Origin of the sequence: Chryseobacterium mulctrae, assembly GCF_006175945.1 — a bacterium.
GTDB classification, from domain to species: Bacteria; Bacteroidota; Bacteroidia; order Flavobacteriales; family Weeksellaceae; genus Chryseobacterium; species Chryseobacterium mulctrae.
This window is the reverse complement of the sequence record NZ_VAJL01000001.1, coordinates 2,355,506-2,372,664: the sequence shown is the minus strand read 5'-3', so window position 1 is coordinate 2,372,664 and position 17,159 is coordinate 2,355,506. Positions and strand designations below refer to the sequence as shown.

At 33.5% G+C, this 17,159-nt stretch carries 20 protein-coding genes; 11 read left to right on the top strand and 9 right to left on the bottom strand.

Translation table 11 applies throughout. From position 1 onward, the window contains the following. Positions 1-12 precede the first annotated feature (12 nt). Positions 13-795, bottom strand: coding sequence for a hypothetical protein (locus tag FDY99_RS10845; RefSeq protein WP_139421407.1), 783 nt, complete (start codon positions 793-795; stop codon positions 13-15). 214 nt (positions 796-1,009) lie between these two features. Between FDY99_RS10845 and FDY99_RS10840 the strand changes: the two genes are divergently transcribed. The 3 genes from FDY99_RS10840 to FDY99_RS10830 all read left to right on the top strand — a co-directional run bounded on the left by FDY99_RS10840 (position 1,010) and on the right by FDY99_RS10830 (position 2,013). Beyond that, entirely contained in the window at positions 1,010-1,438 is a 429-nt protein-coding gene (locus FDY99_RS10840) for a hypothetical protein (RefSeq protein WP_034751574.1), read from the top strand. A 146-nt stretch (positions 1,439-1,584) separates the two neighbouring features. Further along, entirely contained in the window at positions 1,585-1,806 is a 222-nt protein-coding gene (locus tag FDY99_RS10835; protein WP_115949200.1) for a hypothetical protein, read from the top strand. Between the two features lie 21 nt (positions 1,807-1,827). After that, entirely contained in the window at positions 1,828-2,013 is a 186-nt protein-coding gene (locus FDY99_RS10830) for a hypothetical protein (RefSeq protein ID WP_123962802.1), read from the top strand. Between the two features lie 565 nt (positions 2,014-2,578). On the opposite strand, the gene FDY99_RS10825 is transcribed toward FDY99_RS10830, so the two are convergent. The 5 genes from FDY99_RS10825 to FDY99_RS10805 form a co-directional block, all read right to left on the bottom strand. Next, complete coding sequence (locus FDY99_RS10825) at positions 2,579-3,178, bottom strand: hypothetical protein (protein WP_073336897.1); 600 nt, start codon at positions 3,176-3,178, stop codon at positions 2,579-2,581. 9 nt (positions 3,179-3,187) lie between these two features. Next, entirely contained in the window at positions 3,188-3,481 is a 294-nt protein-coding gene (locus tag FDY99_RS10820) for a hypothetical protein (RefSeq protein WP_139421405.1), read from the bottom strand. Position 3,482: 1 nt separating this feature from the next. Continuing rightward, on the bottom strand, positions 3,483-3,983 hold the full coding sequence (locus tag FDY99_RS10815) for a thiol-activated cytolysin family protein (RefSeq protein WP_228448777.1): 501 nt from the start codon (positions 3,981-3,983) through the stop codon (positions 3,483-3,485). A gap of 298 nt (positions 3,984-4,281) precedes the next feature. Continuing rightward, complete coding sequence (locus FDY99_RS10810) at positions 4,282-4,893, bottom strand: TetR/AcrR family transcriptional regulator (protein WP_065722177.1); 612 nt, start codon at positions 4,891-4,893, stop codon at positions 4,282-4,284. A gap of 263 nt (positions 4,894-5,156) precedes the next feature. Beyond that, positions 5,157-6,041, bottom strand: a complete 885-nt coding sequence (locus tag FDY99_RS10805) for a transposase (RefSeq protein ID WP_228448776.1) — start codon at positions 6,039-6,041, stop codon at positions 5,157-5,159. 471 nt (positions 6,042-6,512) lie between these two features. On the opposite strand from FDY99_RS10805, the gene FDY99_RS23335 reads away from it, so the two are divergent. Continuing rightward, on the top strand, positions 6,513-6,986 hold the full coding sequence (locus FDY99_RS23335; RefSeq protein ID WP_228448775.1) for a helix-turn-helix domain-containing protein: 474 nt from the start codon (positions 6,513-6,515) through the stop codon (positions 6,984-6,986). Positions 6,987-7,065: 79 nt separating this feature from the next. After that, the gene (locus FDY99_RS10795) at positions 7,066-7,674 is read left to right on the top strand and encodes a DUF417 family protein (protein WP_034980113.1); all 609 of its coding nucleotides are present in this window, start codon (positions 7,066-7,068) and stop codon (positions 7,672-7,674) included. 221 nt (positions 7,675-7,895) lie between these two features. On the opposite strand, the gene FDY99_RS10790 is transcribed toward FDY99_RS10795, so the two are convergent. From FDY99_RS10790 to FDY99_RS10780, 3 genes are all read right to left on the bottom strand, one after another. Continuing rightward, complete coding sequence (locus FDY99_RS10790; RefSeq protein ID WP_228448774.1) at positions 7,896-9,188, bottom strand: IS91 family transposase; 1,293 nt, start codon at positions 9,186-9,188, stop codon at positions 7,896-7,898. After that, the gene (locus FDY99_RS10785; protein WP_228448773.1) at positions 9,173-10,006 is read right to left on the bottom strand and encodes a tyrosine-type recombinase/integrase; all 834 of its coding nucleotides are present in this window, start codon (positions 10,004-10,006) and stop codon (positions 9,173-9,175) included. Before FDY99_RS10785 ends, FDY99_RS10790 begins: the two co-directional genes overlap by 16 nt. A gap of 218 nt (positions 10,007-10,224) precedes the next feature. Next, complete coding sequence (locus FDY99_RS10780; protein WP_139421402.1) at positions 10,225-10,410, bottom strand: hypothetical protein; 186 nt, start codon at positions 10,408-10,410, stop codon at positions 10,225-10,227. 496 nt (positions 10,411-10,906) lie between these two features. Here FDY99_RS10780 and FDY99_RS10775 point away from each other — a divergent pair, with 496 nt between their 5' ends. From FDY99_RS10775 to FDY99_RS10750, 6 genes are all read left to right on the top strand, one after another. Then, positions 10,907-11,497 (top strand): hypothetical protein, encoded by a 591-nt coding sequence (locus FDY99_RS10775; RefSeq protein WP_139421400.1) that lies wholly within the window; start codon positions 10,907-10,909, stop codon positions 11,495-11,497. A 7-nt stretch (positions 11,498-11,504) separates the two neighbouring features. Further along, the gene (locus FDY99_RS10770) at positions 11,505-12,896 is read left to right on the top strand and encodes an L-type lectin family protein (RefSeq protein WP_139421398.1); all 1,392 of its coding nucleotides are present in this window, start codon (positions 11,505-11,507) and stop codon (positions 12,894-12,896) included. A gap of 611 nt (positions 12,897-13,507) precedes the next feature. After that, positions 13,508-13,999, top strand: coding sequence for a hypothetical protein (locus FDY99_RS10765; protein ID WP_139421396.1), 492 nt, complete (start codon positions 13,508-13,510; stop codon positions 13,997-13,999). A 194-nt stretch (positions 14,000-14,193) separates the two neighbouring features. Next, positions 14,194-14,370 carry a hypothetical protein gene (locus FDY99_RS23200; RefSeq protein WP_185148725.1) on the top strand — a complete coding sequence of 59 codons (177 nt, stop codon included), beginning with the start codon at positions 14,194-14,196 and terminating at the stop codon, positions 14,368-14,370. 484 nt (positions 14,371-14,854) lie between these two features. Continuing rightward, positions 14,855-16,060, top strand: coding sequence for an NUMOD4 domain-containing protein (locus FDY99_RS10755; RefSeq protein WP_079467325.1), 1,206 nt, complete (start codon positions 14,855-14,857; stop codon positions 16,058-16,060). 345 nt (positions 16,061-16,405) lie between these two features. Next, positions 16,406-16,870 (top strand): thermonuclease family protein, encoded by a 465-nt coding sequence (locus tag FDY99_RS10750; protein WP_139421394.1) that lies wholly within the window; start codon positions 16,406-16,408, stop codon positions 16,868-16,870. Positions 16,871-17,159: the final 289 nt, after the last annotated feature.

Genomic DNA, 17,159 nt, shown 5'->3' with positions numbered 1-17,159 from the left:
TTTAGTCGCTCCTTAATAAAAACCCCTTTCTAATTTATTTTTTAAAATAAAATTTGAAAATAGGATAATTTGTACCTGATAAAAAAAGAAAATAATTTTCTGTTTCAATATTTCCATCATTTTCTTCATGTTCCAAGCTGTTGCTGATAATAATGCGTTGATCTGTGGTCCCGTTTCTCTCATGAAGTAATTTTGAGCCAGCCTGAAATCGGTTTTCAAATGTCCGATGATAGGCTCTATTGCAGCTCTGGTTCTGAATTTTTTGCGCTTTGTCTGCTTTTGATAAGCCGTGTCTGTTTTTCTTGGAGTACTTGGAATTGAGATTTTTACACCTTTTATCTCCGATTTTCCTCTTCCTCCTCGGTCGTAAACGAGTTCTTTTGGAAGTTGCTGACCACTGTTTTCCATTTGTTCCAGAAGCGGTTCAATGGTGTGACCATCGTATGGAGTTTGCAAAAATGCTTTAATCCCGAGAATGATTTTCTTTCCTTTATTGGCAGTGGTGATCAAACCTACCTTATTCCCAAATTCATACGGGCTATGCGCTTTTCCTTTGGCAATACATCGGGTAAAAGGCTTGTGAATGCTGTAAATTTTATCGGCATCGTTTCTTTTTTGTGTGACAACCTTGGTGTACAATGTCATTAAATCTTTATAAAATTCTTGCTGTTCTGCATTAAAATTCCGTTGCAATTCACGAATCAGCCTCATGGCGATGGTTTTGAGCTGTCTTTGAGATTTCCTTGCCGCTTTTGCCCGCTTGGGATGTTTTCCGTTGTAGGTGTTGCGCACCATTTGTTTGCTGACTTTTGTGTAGCGTTGTCTTTGTTTTATGCCTTCATTTCCGGCTATTTTGTTGCAATAATCGATATTTACTTTTGATAAAAATAAGTGTAAAAGTCATTAACTAAGTGTCAATTAAGTTCCGCAGCTCAAAATTTTTTTCCATTCACATCAAAATAATTCAATATTTTTGGAGTTTTAAATTTAGATCACATTTTTAATTTTTATGAAAAAATCAATAGCTCTTATAGTTGCAAGTACTCTGTTCTTACAAAACTGCAAAGACGATTGTTATACCGTCCCTGAACCTACAGTTTTTGAATTTGTAAATTCTTCAGGCGAAAATCTGATTCAAAACGGAGTGCTTACCAGTAGCAACATTGTTGTACAGCAGGATAATGGAAATGGAAATTTTGCTGGAATTAATGTGGAAGTTCGTGATGATAAAAAGATTTTATTAAAAAATGTAGGTTTATTTGATGGTACGCGAAATTACAATGTTTATCTAACCTCGGATCCTATAAGAACTTTTAATTTTAAAATATCATCTAATCAACTAACGGGCGATTGTGATGGTTATGAAATTAATGAATTAACTATAGAAAATATACCTTCATCTGTTGATAATGGGTATTATAAAATAGTTGTTGATTAAATCAATTAGGTGAATTTTAATCATACATACTAGTTTTTCTTTTTCAAATATTTAGTTTTAGTGTTAGATGAGATTAAATTAAATCTCAAAAAACGATAAAATATATAACGTTTAATTTCTTCGGTAAAAATCCTGTAGATGATAGAGTGGGCGCAAATGTTAGCAGGAAAGGAATTGGTCCCGTCGAAAGTCTTGGAACAGGAAAATGGTCGTTCGATAATGTTTGGTTGACAGATGTTATTGAAACACTGAAATTATTGTCTGTGAATATAATTTACATGGACGGAACAGCTAAAACAATACCCATCACAGATAAATACTGGCTCGATCAGGAAGACCTTGATAATTTTAATGACATTATGGATTAATCAATTTTAAAATTTCAAACCGTGAAAAATTTTATTTTATTCTATGCCTTGCTGTTCGGGTTTCTATTCTCCTGCAACAAACCTAATCTCCCTAAAAAATACACCATCGAGGTCCGGCAAAATACCTGGTCAGATATGATGGGTGACGATTACCAAACTTTATCAGAGGAAATTACTGCCAAAAATGTAGATGAAGCCTATTATTAAGGTTACAAAAGTTATATATCAAAACAAATTGATGCAGAAGATTTTAATGGCGAGATGGCACGCCGGATAATCATAAGCTTTCGGGTTTTAGATGAAGACCGAAAAAACATTGTCACACAGGTATCTCAAAAGTCTCTTGATTCTATACATCAAACTGTGGACAAATAAACGAATTATAAAAATAATTAATTTTTACACCATGAAAAACTAAATTTACTGTTAACTCAGAACCACTATTATTTTTCAGAAAGCTAAATCCTTTCGTGACAAAAGCGAAGTATCTACAAGGTATTCCCAATCTCAATGAATCTTTTACTGTTAAATTTGCACTGAAAAAGGATAGCAAAATAAAATTTTTTTTCATTTACTTTAATTTTCCTCATACAAAATCTTTAGGTATGTCAATTAACATAAACTGAAATTTAAAAAAAATGAATAGAGTAAGCTTATTGAATTCACATAGCTATTTTAATCAGAAAAATCTTTCTTACAAAATAAAACCGTTCTCAATCGAGAACGGTTTTTTGTTAATAATCAAAACCTATTTATGACTGAACAATTGTATTTAGTTTGAACTATAATTATACGTTATATTAGCCCAAAACACTTCATCTCCGCTGTTTGTCATATTTCCCGGACCACTAAAAGTGGATGACGGAAAAATATTATTGTAATTAGCAATTCCAAAACCTGTTGTTTTTGAAATAAACAATGCTTGAGAGCTATCTGCCGGAGCCTTTTTTATATATTTAAAAACTCTTTTTAGTTTTAAAGATGATGTCGATTTATCAAAATTTCCAAAATATTCAGTATTGCTATTTTCTTTGATAAAGACAGAATCTTGCTTAATTGAGATGTTATATTTCAAATCAGACGCATTATCAGCGACGAGTTTTACAGTCATATTTTCAAGATCAAGTTCTACTTTTTTCCAAGAAGACTCCTTATAAAGTGACCAGTAATTTTGAATATAGCTTTCATCAGCAGTTATCGAATTTCCAGATGGACCTTTAAATAGATTTACATTGTTTACAGTATAAGTTTTAAAATTCATGCTGTATTTTGTGGAAGATACTGGTGTAGTGGTTGTAGTTTCGACCTGACCCTCATTTTCGCATGCAATACATGTTAATGCTGCAAGAATTATGTATGTAAATAATTTCATGACACAAAATTAGTCAATTATAATAAATGTATTGTTATTGCTTGGAAGAAGTCTATACGTATAATTCTCAGTATAATTTGAAACAAATTCACAAGGAAATCTTCCTCTAGGTACACAAACACCCTCCACTCTCGTAAGAGGTTGATTCGGAATGCTCATGCCAGTATTTAACCCTGCGTTTTGAAGGGTAATCTGTTCTGTGGTTTCTGTGTAATTCCAGCTATTAGATGTAGGCCCTCCACCTTTAACTCCTTTTTTTAATTTTTTCTCAATGACAAACTTAATACTTGGGGGAGCAATCATATTAGTTTGGCTGCGGCTTGAAGTTTAATCTGAGATCTACATTTTTATTGCGTCCGCTACTAACTATATTATCGTGAACCATTCGTACATAAACAGGTGGTTTTCTAATATCATACTTAAATGTTGTTTTTACCTGTGAGTTATCATTCAGATATGAGTAAGAACAAAAAATTGGCACTCCAGGCTGACTTTTAGAAAATGTTCCTTTAGCTACATGATTTACAAATGATTGATACCCCTGGAAAGACTGGACAGCCGTCACACCATTACCACCGATTAAATATAGATTAAAATCTGCACCATCAAGGAAGTTTCTTTCTTCCTGAGTCAAAGTACTTTCACCATTAACGAAAAGTTTGCTGAAACTTTCATTCAGGATTGTACGTGCTGTCTCTGTCAATTCATTAGTTTCAATAGAGAGAACTCCCATTCTTCCGTAAGAAATAGAACTAACATATACAGGTTCAACACCACCGGTATCAATATTTGTATCATTAACCAATACATTAGCTCAGGAATAGTAAATAAACTTATAATATGGACTCACGAAGAATAGAAAAAATTTTATTAGGTGCGCTTATAATAACGGTAATTATATTTCTAATGGAAATTAACTTCTATGATGATACTAATTACACGGCAAGTAAATTAAACGAAATATTGTTCTGGTCAATTATAAGAGGTCTAGTAATCTCTGGAAGTGTTAATATAGCAAACCATTATTTTTCGAAATTAAAAGATAAATAATACTGCATTTGCAATCTCAAAAAACGATATTTTTTTCTTAAAAACTGTAGTAATCATAACTTCTCTTCTGCAAAATCTAAAATATTTATAATTGCTTTTTCAATTTTTTTTCTTCCATCATCAGATTTTGTATCTATTCCGCAGAAATGACTTCCATTTGTAGATGCACATAAACTAAGATGGTAAATTCCCGCTTCTAATACAGCGATAATCGCTCTGTATTCTTCAGATTTTTGATGTGATTTTAAAAATAAAGCTTCTCTGGATTTTTCTTTCTGTTCAAAAAGCTTTTTTATTTCTGTTCGATTTTCTGATAGTTGCCAGAGAATAAGTTTTTGAAGTTCCTTATTTTTTCTTAAATCGTTGTATTGACTAAGTAAAGCCAATTTTAGCAACTCATTTCCATGAACTTTCATATCTACATTGGCTGTTTCTTCATCAGCAGTATTCCAGTAATCTTTTGATTTAAGGTATTCATCAATAAGTTTATCCGTACTTCCAAAATATTCATAAATAAGTTTTTTGTCATAACCGGCAACTGCTGCGATTTTACTAACCATCAATCCTGAATACCCTTTTGTTTTCAAAATTTTTCCGACTGCATCTAATAGCCTTTGTTTCGTCTTTCCCTTATCCCTAATTGGTCCCTGAACAATTTTTCTCATTGTATTTGAATTTATTGTGAATGCTAAAAGCAGATTACTTTATTTTTATTTTACTGAAACGATAGCAATAATTTAAATACCCAATAGTTTTATAATTTATAAATAAAGGGTTAAAACAATTCGAGTTTTAACCCTTCTATGTAAAATTTGTGTAAAGGAGTATAAAACGATTCCCTATACAAATATAAAATTTTTAATGAACCGCTGATACATGATACGATAGCAAATTAATTAATTATTGTCAGTGCTGGGGGAATGTCTTTTTAATGATATCCTTTGTCGACCAAAGCGGTGAAGGTTTCTATTCCTAAATTTTCTTTCGCTTCTATTGCGATTGCTGCCAAAGCATTTCTGTCATTGCGATTAATGGTGTGGGTGGCCACAACAAGTTTGTGTTTGTCATCTACCGCTGCCTGAATATTGTAACTCACTTCCACCACCTGCCCCTGAACCAAAAGTGCCCTGGAATCTTCATCCGTCATGCTGATTTGAGGCTCACCGCTCACTTTCAGTTTTTCTTCCAGAAGTTCGTACCTGATGCGGTTGGTTTTCAAACGTTCTATTTTCTGCTGAATATTGTTAATTTTTTCGCTGTTTTCTTGTACATCATTTTCGGCCAACTGGTCTAAATATTCTTGTGACTTCTCCTCAATATACGCCAGATGTTTCTCAATTTTCTTTTGATTAAAATTGGCTTTCTTGCTGTTGTGAGCTCTGCTTTTGGTACCATCTATGGCGATGGTTTCGCAGGCAATCAGATCCACATCTTTCAGGAATGAAACAAACACCTTAAACAGCTTTTTTAAGCCCGAAGGATTATCTTTTCTAAAGTCTGAAATGCTGTGATAATTCGGAATCAATCCGTACAAAAGCCACTGCAGTTCCATATTGCGAGTACACTCTTTTTCCAGTTTCCTCGAGCTGCGAAGGCCATTGAGGTAGCCGTACAGATAGATTTTGAGAAATATTTTGGTGCTGTAACTCGGTCGTCCTTCTGTTTTCAAAGTTTGAAGCTCGAAACCCAAAGCTTGTAAATCGATATTCTCTACAAAAGCATCGATAAAAAGAACCGGACTATCATCCTGAATATTCTGTTCTAAACTCGTAAAAATCATCTGATTGCGGGCGACCCCAATAATATGCTGCATCACTAAAGATACGAATTTAATCTCCCACAATTGAAATGTTTTTGCTACTTTTGAAAGTAATTAACGGAGGTTTTTTCACAGACTGACGTTAGCTGTAATTTTTAAAGAACGTCACTTTTGAACCAGATTACCATACAAAACACTAATAGTCATAACTTTTCAAAGCCAATAAACTGTCCTTTTTACCAAATTTTAGTATTTGATGGTTCGGCAAAGTTTGAAATTAATTTGACTCAATATGTATGCTCTGGCTCTACAATTTTATTTCTTACTCCCAACCAACAATTTAAATGGCTTGACGCTAATAAAACAGAATTGAAATTAATTCAGTTTCACGGCGATTATTATTGTATTGAATATCATAAAAATATGATTTCGTGCAACGGAATTCTATTCAATAATATTTATGAAAAACCTTTTTTCAATATCAATAAATCCTATTATGATGAAATTGTAAATACAATTGAAAAAATGGATAATGAGATTCAAAATGAAACAGTAAGCCCATTTACGGATTCGATTGTTAAATCCTATTTGCAATTAATCTTGTCCATATCTAGTAAAGAAAAATCTAAATATCTAGTTAATTTAAAGCCAAATGAATTGCCGAATAAAGACTTAGTTTATTTTCAAGATTTGGTAGAAAAGCATTACAAAACTGAAAGGAGTATGGCATTTTATGCGTCTGAATTTTCGTTATCAACTGATGCTTTCAGCAAAAAAATAAAGAAACAGTTTTCAAAATCACCTTCACAATTGGTTAATGAACGTGTAATTCTAGAAGCTAAAAAATTACTTCATCTCACTTATAAATCAATTAAAGAAATTGCGCAAGAATTGAATTTTGAGGATGAGTTTTATTTCAGTCGCTATTTTAAAAAGAATGTTGGCATCTCTCCTAGTTCATACAGAAAAAATGTAGGCATTTCCATCGTGGCAAAATAGTCTAGGTTATTCACTGATTTATCTATTCTTATTGCGCCACGAGTGGTCTAAATTTGCTAACATCATTAATTTATACAAAATGAAAAGTTTAGCATTTTTTTTAGCGTCACAACAATCCAATTTTATCAATTTAATTCGTATTTCCATCTTTGTTGTAATGGCTTGGATCGGAGGATTAAAAGCGTTTCATTATGAAGCAGAAGGGATTGTTCCGTTTGTTACCAATAGTCCATTGATGAGTTTTTTCTACAACAATTCGGACAAAACTGCATTAAATGAAAAAGGAGAAAGCGTTGCTGAATATACTTTACATAAAAATCCTGAAGGAAAAATCGTTCAGAAAAATATAGATTGGCATCAAGAAAATGGAACCTATTTATTTGCTTATGGTTTAGGTACAGTAATTTGGATCATTGGTTTATTTGTATTATTAGGCATTTGGTTTCCTAAAATCGGTATGATTGGAGGTCTTTTAACCTTTGGGATGTCCTTAGTTACATTATCCTTCCTTATCACCACTCCAGAAGTTTATGTTCCCAATTTAGGAGGAGATTTTCCTACGCCACAATTTGGTTTCCCTTATCTTTCTGGAGCAGGCAGACTAGTCATAAAAGATATTATTATGTTGGCCGGAGGATTAATTATTGCATCTGATAGTGCAAGAAAGTTAACAAAAAACTACAGCTAATAGCTAAGTTTTCGTTGCGTGCGAAGCACGAACAATGAAAACCCTGTTGAACGGAAGCTTCGGGAGCTTTTTTCAACATTATGGGTTTACCGACGAAGGATTTTAAAGATATACAGGAGACTTTCAGAAAGGTCTCTTTTTTTGTTGGTGAATTTGGTGGTTTTTCCAGGTTTTATCGTGTTTTCCTTTACTTTTGGGCATAAATTCCCTTACCCAAAATGCTAGATTTTAGGCGTTTCATAGTTTTGGCTCATCTCCAAAAACCAACTTGGCGGACCGCGTAAATCGAACGTGGCAATCGTTACCAAACTCCCAACTTTGCAGCAACTACATTTCACCTGAAAAGCTTTGGGTGGAAGTTTTCCTTTGGGCCCAATGCCTAAATTCTGTTGCAGATTTTTTAGGTTCATTCGTTTCCACGTGCTGCTGAAAAAACCATAATGGCGGATTTTCACAAATCTTTTCGGCAAAATATGCATCGCAAAACGGCGGATAAACTCCTCATGGCTCAAAACCATCTGCTTTTTGATGCCTTTTTGGCGGTAATCTTTGTACTCCAACGTTACATTTTCAGCATCAACTTTCCTGATTCTCTGGTTGCTGATCGCGATTTTGTGCGTATATCTTCCCAAATATTCCACCACAGATTTCGGGCTGCCAAAGGGTTTTTTAGCGAAAACTACCCAAGGTTTTTCCCAAAGTTTTTGTCTGAGTTTTTCATAAGTTTCTGCTTCATTTTTTCGGTTTTCAAATTGATTTTCATCATTTTCCGTCTGATTTTTATTACATTTTAATGATAACCGAACCTTCAGTTTCTCACAAAATTTAGCCCTGAAAACTTTGCTCAAAGCCTTTACAGGAAACAAAAAATTACCGTCGCTTCTGATGTTTTTCCAAACTCCGTTTTCATCCACGCCGCCACCCGGAACGATGCAGTGCAAATGCGGATGCAGACTCAGATTCTGTCCCCAAGTATGCAAAACAGCGATCATTCCCATTTTTAAACCTCGATTTTCACCAAAGGTTTGCAGCGTTTCCCAAGCCGATTCAAATAAAATATCATACAACATTTTCGGAGCATGAAGTGCGGTTTTGTTCAGCACTTCCGGAACGGTAAAAACCACGTGAAAATAAGGCACTGGAAGCAGTTCGGTTTCCCGGTTTTCAATCCATTTTTCGCGGTTTTTGCCCTGACATTTCGGGCAGTGCCGGTTTCGGCAGGAGTTGTAGCTGATGCTGATATTTCCGCATTCGTCACAAGCGTCAATATGACCGCCCAAAGCCGATGTACGGCACTTTTTTAACGCAAATAAAGTTCTTAATTGCCAGGAATTTAATCCTAAATTTTCTAGTTTTGAACCTAAAATATTCAACACATCTGCGACTTCGTATCGAGGTTGAGATTCAGGTTGAGCAGACTGTATTTTTGAGATTTCTAAACGTTGATTTTCATTAAATTTAAAGCTTGAATTTTGGCTTTTAACAAATTCAAAACCAACTACTTCGCTCTGCATTCCTCAAACAAAGTATCCAGTGGAGAGAAGAGTTTTTGGGTAGAAAGTTGGGCGATTTGAAGGTAAACGAGGGTCGTTTCGATGTTTTCGTGGCCGAGGAGATTTTTGATGCTCACAATGTTCATCCCATCCTCCAAAAGATGCGTCGCAAAACTGTGCCGAAGCGTATGAACACTCACTTCTTTCAATATTTTTGCCGTTTTTGAAGCCTGTTTCACCGCCCATTGTACGCCACGTTGCGAATATCTTGAATCGAATTCTCCACCTGCACGATTTGCTCGAGGTTCTCCAAAGAGAAAATCTTCCGGTTTTTCCGCTTCAATATATTTTTTCAAACCCCGAATCAAATGTTCCGACAAAGGCAAATAGCGGTCTTTTTTGCCTTTTCCCTGAACCACTTTCAGCTGTTTTCGGTAAAAATCCAAATCGCATAAACGGAGATTTCTGACTTCCAGACAGCGCAAACCGCAACCGTAAAGCAATCCGATTAAGATTTTATGTTTTAAAAGTTTACAGCAGGACAACATTTGCCAAACCTCCTGTTTACTGAGCACTACAGGCAGTTTTTTCTCTTTTTTAATTTCAGGTAAACTTAGATAATCGTAGCTCAAACCTTCCGATTTCAACAGAAAACGAAGTCTGTAAACCGTGTGTTTAAAATACGATTGCGAGGGTGATTTTGATTTTTTCTGAAGGTAAAAAAGGTAATCGTGGATCTGCTCAGGATCCAATTCTGTCGGGATTTTCCCGAAATGTAGCGCCACCGCAGCCACGTGTCGGGAGTAATTATTGAACGTACTTTGGCTTCTTCCCAGCACCGAAACGGTACGTTCAAAACGGCTTAAAAGTTCTGTAAAACCGGGAACTTCTCGCTTTTCCTGATTGATAATTTTGTTTTCTCTGAGCTCGTCTAAACTCTTTTTTTTGTAGCCATCCTAGTGATTTTTTAATTAACTTTACAAAGTAACTAATTTATGCGATTGGGAAAGCTACCGAAGGTTTAGTTCAACATGAACTGTGTAAAAAACCAAACATTTTAAGCACTTTTTACAATAAAATTATCCTGGTACGTTGTTTTGTTTTTTACTACCCCAAATACAATCTTGAGCAGCTTGTTGCACACCGCAATTACAGCTGCTTTTTTGTTTTTTCCTTTCTCTACCAGTCGGTCAAAAAGGGTCTTACATTGCGCATTGGTTTTCTTCGCATTTAGGGCACACATGTACAGAATATGGCGCAATTGTTTGAGGTAAGAAAATGAGCAGGGATAATCATGTTAGCGAAGCTTAAATACTTAAAGGGTTTGCCTATCTTATTCTGCTCATTTGTTCTTTCTTTTTTATAGTTTTATATTTAATAAATTTAAAGAATTGCAAACATAGGAAGGGTTTGGCAATAGCTGGCGGAAAGTCATCAGTTCACGTTTTCTGCTTCGGTAGTAATTTCTATTTTAGTTGAAAGTTTCAGCTTCGAAATGCCCGCCATCGCCAAGCCCCGAAACGTTATTAATTGCTATTAAAATCTCAAAAAACGATTCTAATTATGGAAGCATTTTATTATAAAAATGATGAGCCTTTTACATTAAATTTTTAAAAAAAATATAGTATTATAGTTTAATAGAATTTACGGCATAACAAATTATCTATATTCTGGTTCTTCAACATTAAAATTTCATATTTTTGCACTTAAAAAAGATGAAAAATAGTTTATATATCATTTTGATATGTTTAGTTAACCAATTAAACGCTCAAGTAGGAATTAATACGGCATCTCCCAAATCATCATTAGACATTTCTAAATCAGGCAATGCAGCAGTTCCGGAAGGTTTCTTAACATTAAGAATTACTGGACAAGAACTTGCTGCGAAGGATAATTTGTATGGTGCTGATCAGAATGCTACGACAGTTTATATTACAGCGATCCCTACATCATCAACAACTAAAACTTCAAATATAACAAGTCCCGGTTTTTATTATTACAAAAATAGCATTTCAAAATGGGTAGGTTTAACTATGCCTAAGTTTTTTTATATGCCTTCAATCCTTATTCCCACCACGACACTTGGTGCAGCTTCCCGCGATTTATATGCAGATTATCTGCAGCAATTTACAACGCCAGCAGTTTCGAGTGCTGGATCGTTGGGGAAAATACCAGTTTTGGAAAGAGGTGATCTCGAGTACTATGTAACATATCTCGATTCAACTGTTTTTACCAATGTTTCAATTACCAATGGTGGTGTTATGTCCTATACTGTGGCCAATAATGCAAATGAAAACAGTTTTATGAATATAGTTTTCGTAGTAAAATAAAAATGATATGATAAAAAAAAGAATAATTTTTTATAAAACACTTATTTTATTAATAACATTGGTTTTTTCTTTTGCTAGAGCACAATTTACGATCACCAATCCTCTTAAAACTCGAGATGCCAATGGTCTTCGTATCGGAGATAATGCCAAACTAACAGCAGCAGCCGGAATCGATCCTAATGGAGAGGGATGGCTTCGTCTAACCGAGGCTACCGGTAATCAGAAAGGGTATATGTATGTGCAACAGCAATTTCCTACAGGTTTAGGTGTCATTGCCGATTTTGAATATTTGGCATGGAGAAATGTTGATGATTTAACTTATGCTGGTGCAGATGGATTTTCTGTATTTCTGTTTGATGCATCAGTAACTGATCAAAATTTTAAGTTAGGTGGATATGGAGGATCATTAGGATATGCAACATACAGTAGTCCGGCAAACACTACAGGACTTTCAGGAGGTTATATTGGAATTGGTCTTGATGAATATGGCAACTATTCAAGAGCTGCTGAACAAAGGAATGGTGGAACTACCGGACTAAACCCAAACTCAATTGTACTAAGGGGACCTACCAATGCCACATTTACAAATTCTAATGTATATTTAACACGTCTAGATCTTGGTGATCGGTCAGGTACGGAAGGTGATATCAGAAAACGTGATGAAATTGATTTTAATACAACTACTCCTACACGACCTTCACCAGGTACATTCTATCGAAGAGTACAGATCAGTGTTACGAAACCAGGTAATGATTATGTTATCAATATAAAATGGAGGAAGCAAAATCAAACAACCTTCACAGATTTGCTAACGTACAATATGAATTCGACGACATATCCAATTCCTGCAAATCTAAAACTTGGCTTTGCAGCTTCAACAGGTGGAGGATTTAATTTTCATGAAATTAGAAATATTTTGTTAACGACACCAGGTAACTTGCGAGTTGACAGCAGATCAGATCTGGCATTTAGTTGTAATTCAAAGAAAAATACAATAACATTCAAAGTGGAAGTTACTAATGATACAGGGGCTGCTCTAAGTAATATTGGTGTAACTTCCAAAGTACAGGATGCTCTTAATAATGCTGTTCCAATTTCACTTTTTAAAATTACCGGAATTTCTACTATCGGATTTACTGCATCCACAATTCCGACATCCAGTCCAACATCCAATAATATAAGTGGAACTGTAAGTATACCTTCAAAATCTTCTGGTATACTGACTATCACAGGTGAATATACTAAAGGATTTAAGGCTAATTCTTCATTCAAACTTGTTTCTACTGTTGATCCGGGACAAATTCAAGATGATGATTTAACAAATAATACAGCAACTACCACAATTGATGTGCGTAAATGCAACGTGCCTACCAACCCAAGTTTGCCATCACGTTATTAAAATTGTATTTTTCTATTCTTAACGTGACAGTATTTTTTATAATTTTTTGTTTCATATATTGAATCTAAGTATCATTTTATTGCAAAACGATAAATTTAATATGTCTGTAATTATATAAAAACCAAACTTTATGCGAGAGAATATATTTGTTGAAACAGAGATTTCAGAATGGAAAGATTTTTTTAGATAAAAGAATCATTTATACGAAATTTCATTTTCAGAGGTCAAGGAGATAAAGATTGGACAATAAGTTCTTCTTTGGAAAGATTAGTGAACAGATTACATCCTCATTCTGTAGATCCCTTTCTAATACCTTCGCAGGAGTGGTACAATAAAAAAAGACGACACAGCACGCTGAATTACAATACAATTGAAGAATTTAATCATCAAAACAAAATTTATCAAAATGTAGCTTAACTGATACTGGACTTTTTGTTTGCATATCCAGATATGAACTTTTAACTAGTGTAACTGCTACTGTTTTTCCCAATATAAATGTTGCTCAAATGGCGGTAAATGAATTTAAGAGATTTAATCCCGGTATTGATGTTGACAATTTTAAATATGTTGAAGTTTTAAACTACAAAAAATAAATCTCAAAAAACGATAAAATGAAAAAGAAAATTCTTTTATTCCTAATTTTTAGCTACACATTGATTTTTAGCCAAAATAAAACAGTTCAAAACCATAATAATTTTTTACTAATGTCTAATTGGCCAAGAGTGTTTGTTAATAAAAAAGTAATTGCATATAGTTTTTATCAAAGTCATAAAATTAACGGGAAAGAGAAAACATCAACTAATAATCCTTCTTTAGATAATCCTTTCAATATTTATATCTCTTCTGATGAAGTGAAAGCATCTGTAAGAATAAATAACAAAAATATGAAAGAAGATATGTTTTTCTCCATTAATAAAATATACAAAGTACATGAAGATGCAAATGATTATGAATTTTTAGGAGATAAAAACTGTACAGTTAGTTATTCTTTACCAGGCGACCCAACCGACCATCAGAAATTAGTCATAGATTGCTATTATCCTAACGATGAACGGCTATTTCAAATATTCACAATATCACAGTATCACGAAATACCTAGATAAAATATTTAAATAAACAATGGATAAAGTACCTTTTACAACAGTGGACTACATAGTGCTAAATTTCTTTCAGGCGATGGCAGAACTCGTGAAGATGCAACGCGACAATATGGAACAGGCGGAAAAATGCAAGGCAAAAAATTTATGGTTTCTTCGACTTGGAACGCACCTAAAGCAAGTTTTGATGATCCAAGCAGATGCTTTTTGAAGGCAGAAGTACAGCAGATGTTTTAGTACAGATTACCAGCAACTATCGTTTTTGCGGTGTTGAAATTGTGGCTGATTATAATTGCTTTGACATTTTTAAAGATGGCGATATTGCGGGATGTTTAGAAAATTATCCTAAGCATCTGGTGAAAGTATTGAGTCTGTAACACGTTAGATTAATCGACCGTAAAGAAAAGTTTATAATACAATATAGGTAAGTACAAGGCTGAAGTGAGAACTTCAGCTTTTTTGTTTTGGTAAATTTGTATATTTATCAAATTGGAATATTTGAATTTTAATATGTTGTTTAATACTCCGAAAGTTAAAAAAGAAAAGTCTCAAAAAACGATACATTAGCTCAGGAATAGTAAATAAACTTATAATATGGACTCACGAAGAATAGAAAAAATTTTATTAGGTGCGCTTATAATAACGGTAATTATATTTCTAATGGAAATTAACTTCTATGATGATACTAATTACACGGCAAGTAAATTAAACGAAATATTGTTCTGGTCAATTATAAGAGGTCTAGTAATCTCTGGAAGTGTTAATATAGCAAACCATTATTTTTCGAAATTAAAAGATAAATAATACTGCATTTGCAATCTCAAAAAACGATAAAATATGATGAATTTATAATATTATTTTATGAAACTGCCACCAGAACTTGAGGATGAATATGTAAAAGAAGTTCTCTACAACTATTCTTTAGAAAATCTTCCTGATGAACAATGGAAGTCTATTGAAGGATTTGAGAATTATGAAATATCCAATTATGGAAGGGTGAAGAGTCTTAGCCGTCTTTCTCATACAACAATGGGAATAGAACATTGGATAACCGAAAAAATCCGCAAGCCGCATTTTACCAGACAGTATAATAACTACCTTAAAAACTACATTTACAATGTTAACTGTGGACTTTCTTCAGATGGATCTAAGTACACCAGATCTGTTGCACGTTTGGTATACTATCATTTTGTCGAAAGATTTGACCTGGAGGATCGTTCATTTGTGATTTCATGTAAAGATGATAACGTTTTTAATAAACACAGCAGCAATCTGGAGAAAATTTCAGCAAAAGAAAAGCGTATGACTATTTTTCGCAAGGATAGAACAAGAAACGTACATGTTGATTACATGAAACCAGTCAGCCAGTATACAGTAGAAGGGGATTTTATTGCTCATTATGAAAGTATCTATTCTGTAGAAGAAAAACTGGGTATCGCTTGTGAAAGCATTATGGATGTAATAAATAAGGTCATTCTGACGTCCGGAAAATTTCGATGGTTTTTGCAGGGAAATCCTCCAAAAAAAGAGGAATTTCAAATGGTCAAAATATCATATAATGTGAATAGTTTACTCAATAAATATCTCTGGGAGAAACTTGGTAAGCCGAACATTGACGCATATAACCCACCATCGTGTTTTAATTTATCCGTAAAAGATCTTTCCGGAGAATACTGGGTGCCTGTTCCTATTCCAGGCTTCGAATCCCGTTATCAGTTGTCTAACAAAGGACGGATAAAACGATTAAGCGGTTGGATTTCAAGAAACAAGTTTATTTTTTTACAGGAAAAAATACTGTCCCAGACCTTGATCATCAATAATGATAAAACTTACTCTTTGTCGTGCAAATTAAATAATGAAGGGAAATATATTCGGGTAGTAATGAGTAAACTGCTCTATTGTTGTTTTGTAGAAAAATTTGATTTATCAGACAGGAACTTGATGGTTGTCAATAAAAGCAATCCTCAATGGGATATTGATATTTCAAAACTCTCACTGCATCCGGCTAATGATGTGCTAAAAGGAAATTTTAGAAATTCTGATAAGAATGTAAATATAAGTAACTGAGTAAATAAGTTTACAACTATTCCGCGTGAGTTTATGCGTTACCATCAATCTTGAAAATATATTTATTATTCTTAAAAGGTCAATCAAAAACTCAAAACAACTCAATATGATATAGACATTATTGATAAAGCAGAAGATGCAAATGATATTGATTTACTATTAATAAGTAATAATTTCTCTTTTTCTTCTACTGAAAGTTTTGTCTTCAACGAATGTCCATTTAATACAATTAAAATAAATTCCTCTGAAATTTTAAATATTATCGCAAAACAGTTTAAACAAGGGAATTTTCTTGCTCATGCTTTTAAAACTGGAGTAGTAATTAAAGATGAGACCAGAGAGTTAATGCATATTAAGAAATACGTTATTGGGGATGTTCCTAATGCAGCAGCAGATGTAATAAGTTTTGATTTGAACGAAGTTAGATTCAAAATCAAAGATTACCTACAACCTATTAAAAAGGCTAAAGCATTAACGACGGAGAATTTTTTGCAAGCTTCGAGGGTCATTTCTTTATTAGTAGATTTTTTTCTTTTAAACAAAGGAATTTATTTAAAGACCGAAAAAAGTAAGAATAAATATTTTTTTCAAAATTTCCCTAATGAAGCTTTTGGTTTATCTACAGTTAACGAAAAATATTTATCTGAAGAAATCATTAGGGCAGGTTTAGGATGGTGGTACTTTAGGTATTCAGCTAATAAAAAATTAGGTGATTTGGAAAATATTGCAAGAAATAAAAAGGTTGGATTATGGAAAGATTCTAAAATGGTTGCGCCGTGGGAGTTTAGAAAATTAAAAAATTATAATTAATTCCTATATTTGTGTGATTCTCATGGTTAACTGAGTTTCATGGTTATTAGTTTTTAGTCCTCGAAATAGTCGGGGATTTTTTTTGTATTAAAAAAAATTTAACCGATGGCTCCAATCAAGCTGACAGAAGGCATTAACAAAGATGTTTAATCTCAGTGTCAACCCTTTTGTATATCAGCATTATTACTCTTAAATTTGTAAAATAAATGATCATAATATAAGGAAACTTAGTAATAAATTTTACCTTTTTGGAATCCGAAAATGCGCTTTGTATCTTTACAGTCTGAAA

Coding starts and splice junctions, on each gene's coding strand:
- FDY99_RS10805 (WP_228448776.1), bottom strand. CDS start 6,041: ATGCAGCATATTATTGGGGTCGCCCGCAATCAGATGATTTTTACGAGT.
- FDY99_RS10765 (WP_139421396.1), top strand. CDS start 13,508: ATGAAAAAGAAAATTCTTTTATTCCTAATTTTTAGCTACACATTGATT.
- FDY99_RS23335 (WP_228448775.1), top strand. CDS start 6,513: ATGGATAATGAGATTCAAAATGAAACAGTAAGCCCATTTACGGATTCG.
- FDY99_RS23200 (WP_185148725.1), top strand. CDS start 14,194: ATGCTTTTTGAAGGCAGAAGTACAGCAGATGTTTTAGTACAGATTACC.
- FDY99_RS10840 (WP_034751574.1), top strand. CDS start 1,010: ATGAAAAAATCAATAGCTCTTATAGTTGCAAGTACTCTGTTCTTACAA.
- FDY99_RS10820 (WP_139421405.1), bottom strand. CDS start 3,481: ATGATTGCTCCCCCAAGTATTAAGTTTGTCATTGAGAAAAAATTAAAA.
- FDY99_RS10845 (WP_139421407.1), bottom strand. CDS start 795: ATGGTGCGCAACACCTACAACGGAAAACATCCCAAGCGGGCAAAAGCG.
- FDY99_RS10825 (WP_073336897.1), bottom strand. CDS start 3,178: ATGAAATTATTTACATACATAATTCTTGCAGCATTAACATGTATTGCA.
- FDY99_RS10795 (WP_034980113.1), top strand. CDS start 7,066: ATGAAAAGTTTAGCATTTTTTTTAGCGTCACAACAATCCAATTTTATC.
- FDY99_RS10780 (WP_139421402.1), bottom strand. CDS start 10,410: ATGTGTGCCCTAAATGCGAAGAAAACCAATGCGCAATGTAAGACCCTT.
- FDY99_RS10755 (WP_079467325.1), top strand. CDS start 14,855: ATGAAACTGCCACCAGAACTTGAGGATGAATATGTAAAAGAAGTTCTC.
- FDY99_RS10790 (WP_228448774.1), bottom strand. CDS start 9,188: ATGCAGAGCGAAGTAGTTGGTTTTGAATTTGTTAAAAGCCAAAATTCA.
- FDY99_RS10810 (WP_065722177.1), bottom strand. CDS start 4,893: ATGAGAAAAATTGTTCAGGGACCAATTAGGGATAAGGGAAAGACGAAA.
- FDY99_RS10770 (WP_139421398.1), top strand. CDS start 11,505: ATGATAAAAAAAAGAATAATTTTTTATAAAACACTTATTTTATTAATA.
- FDY99_RS10750 (WP_139421394.1), top strand. CDS start 16,406: ATGCATATTAAGAAATACGTTATTGGGGATGTTCCTAATGCAGCAGCA.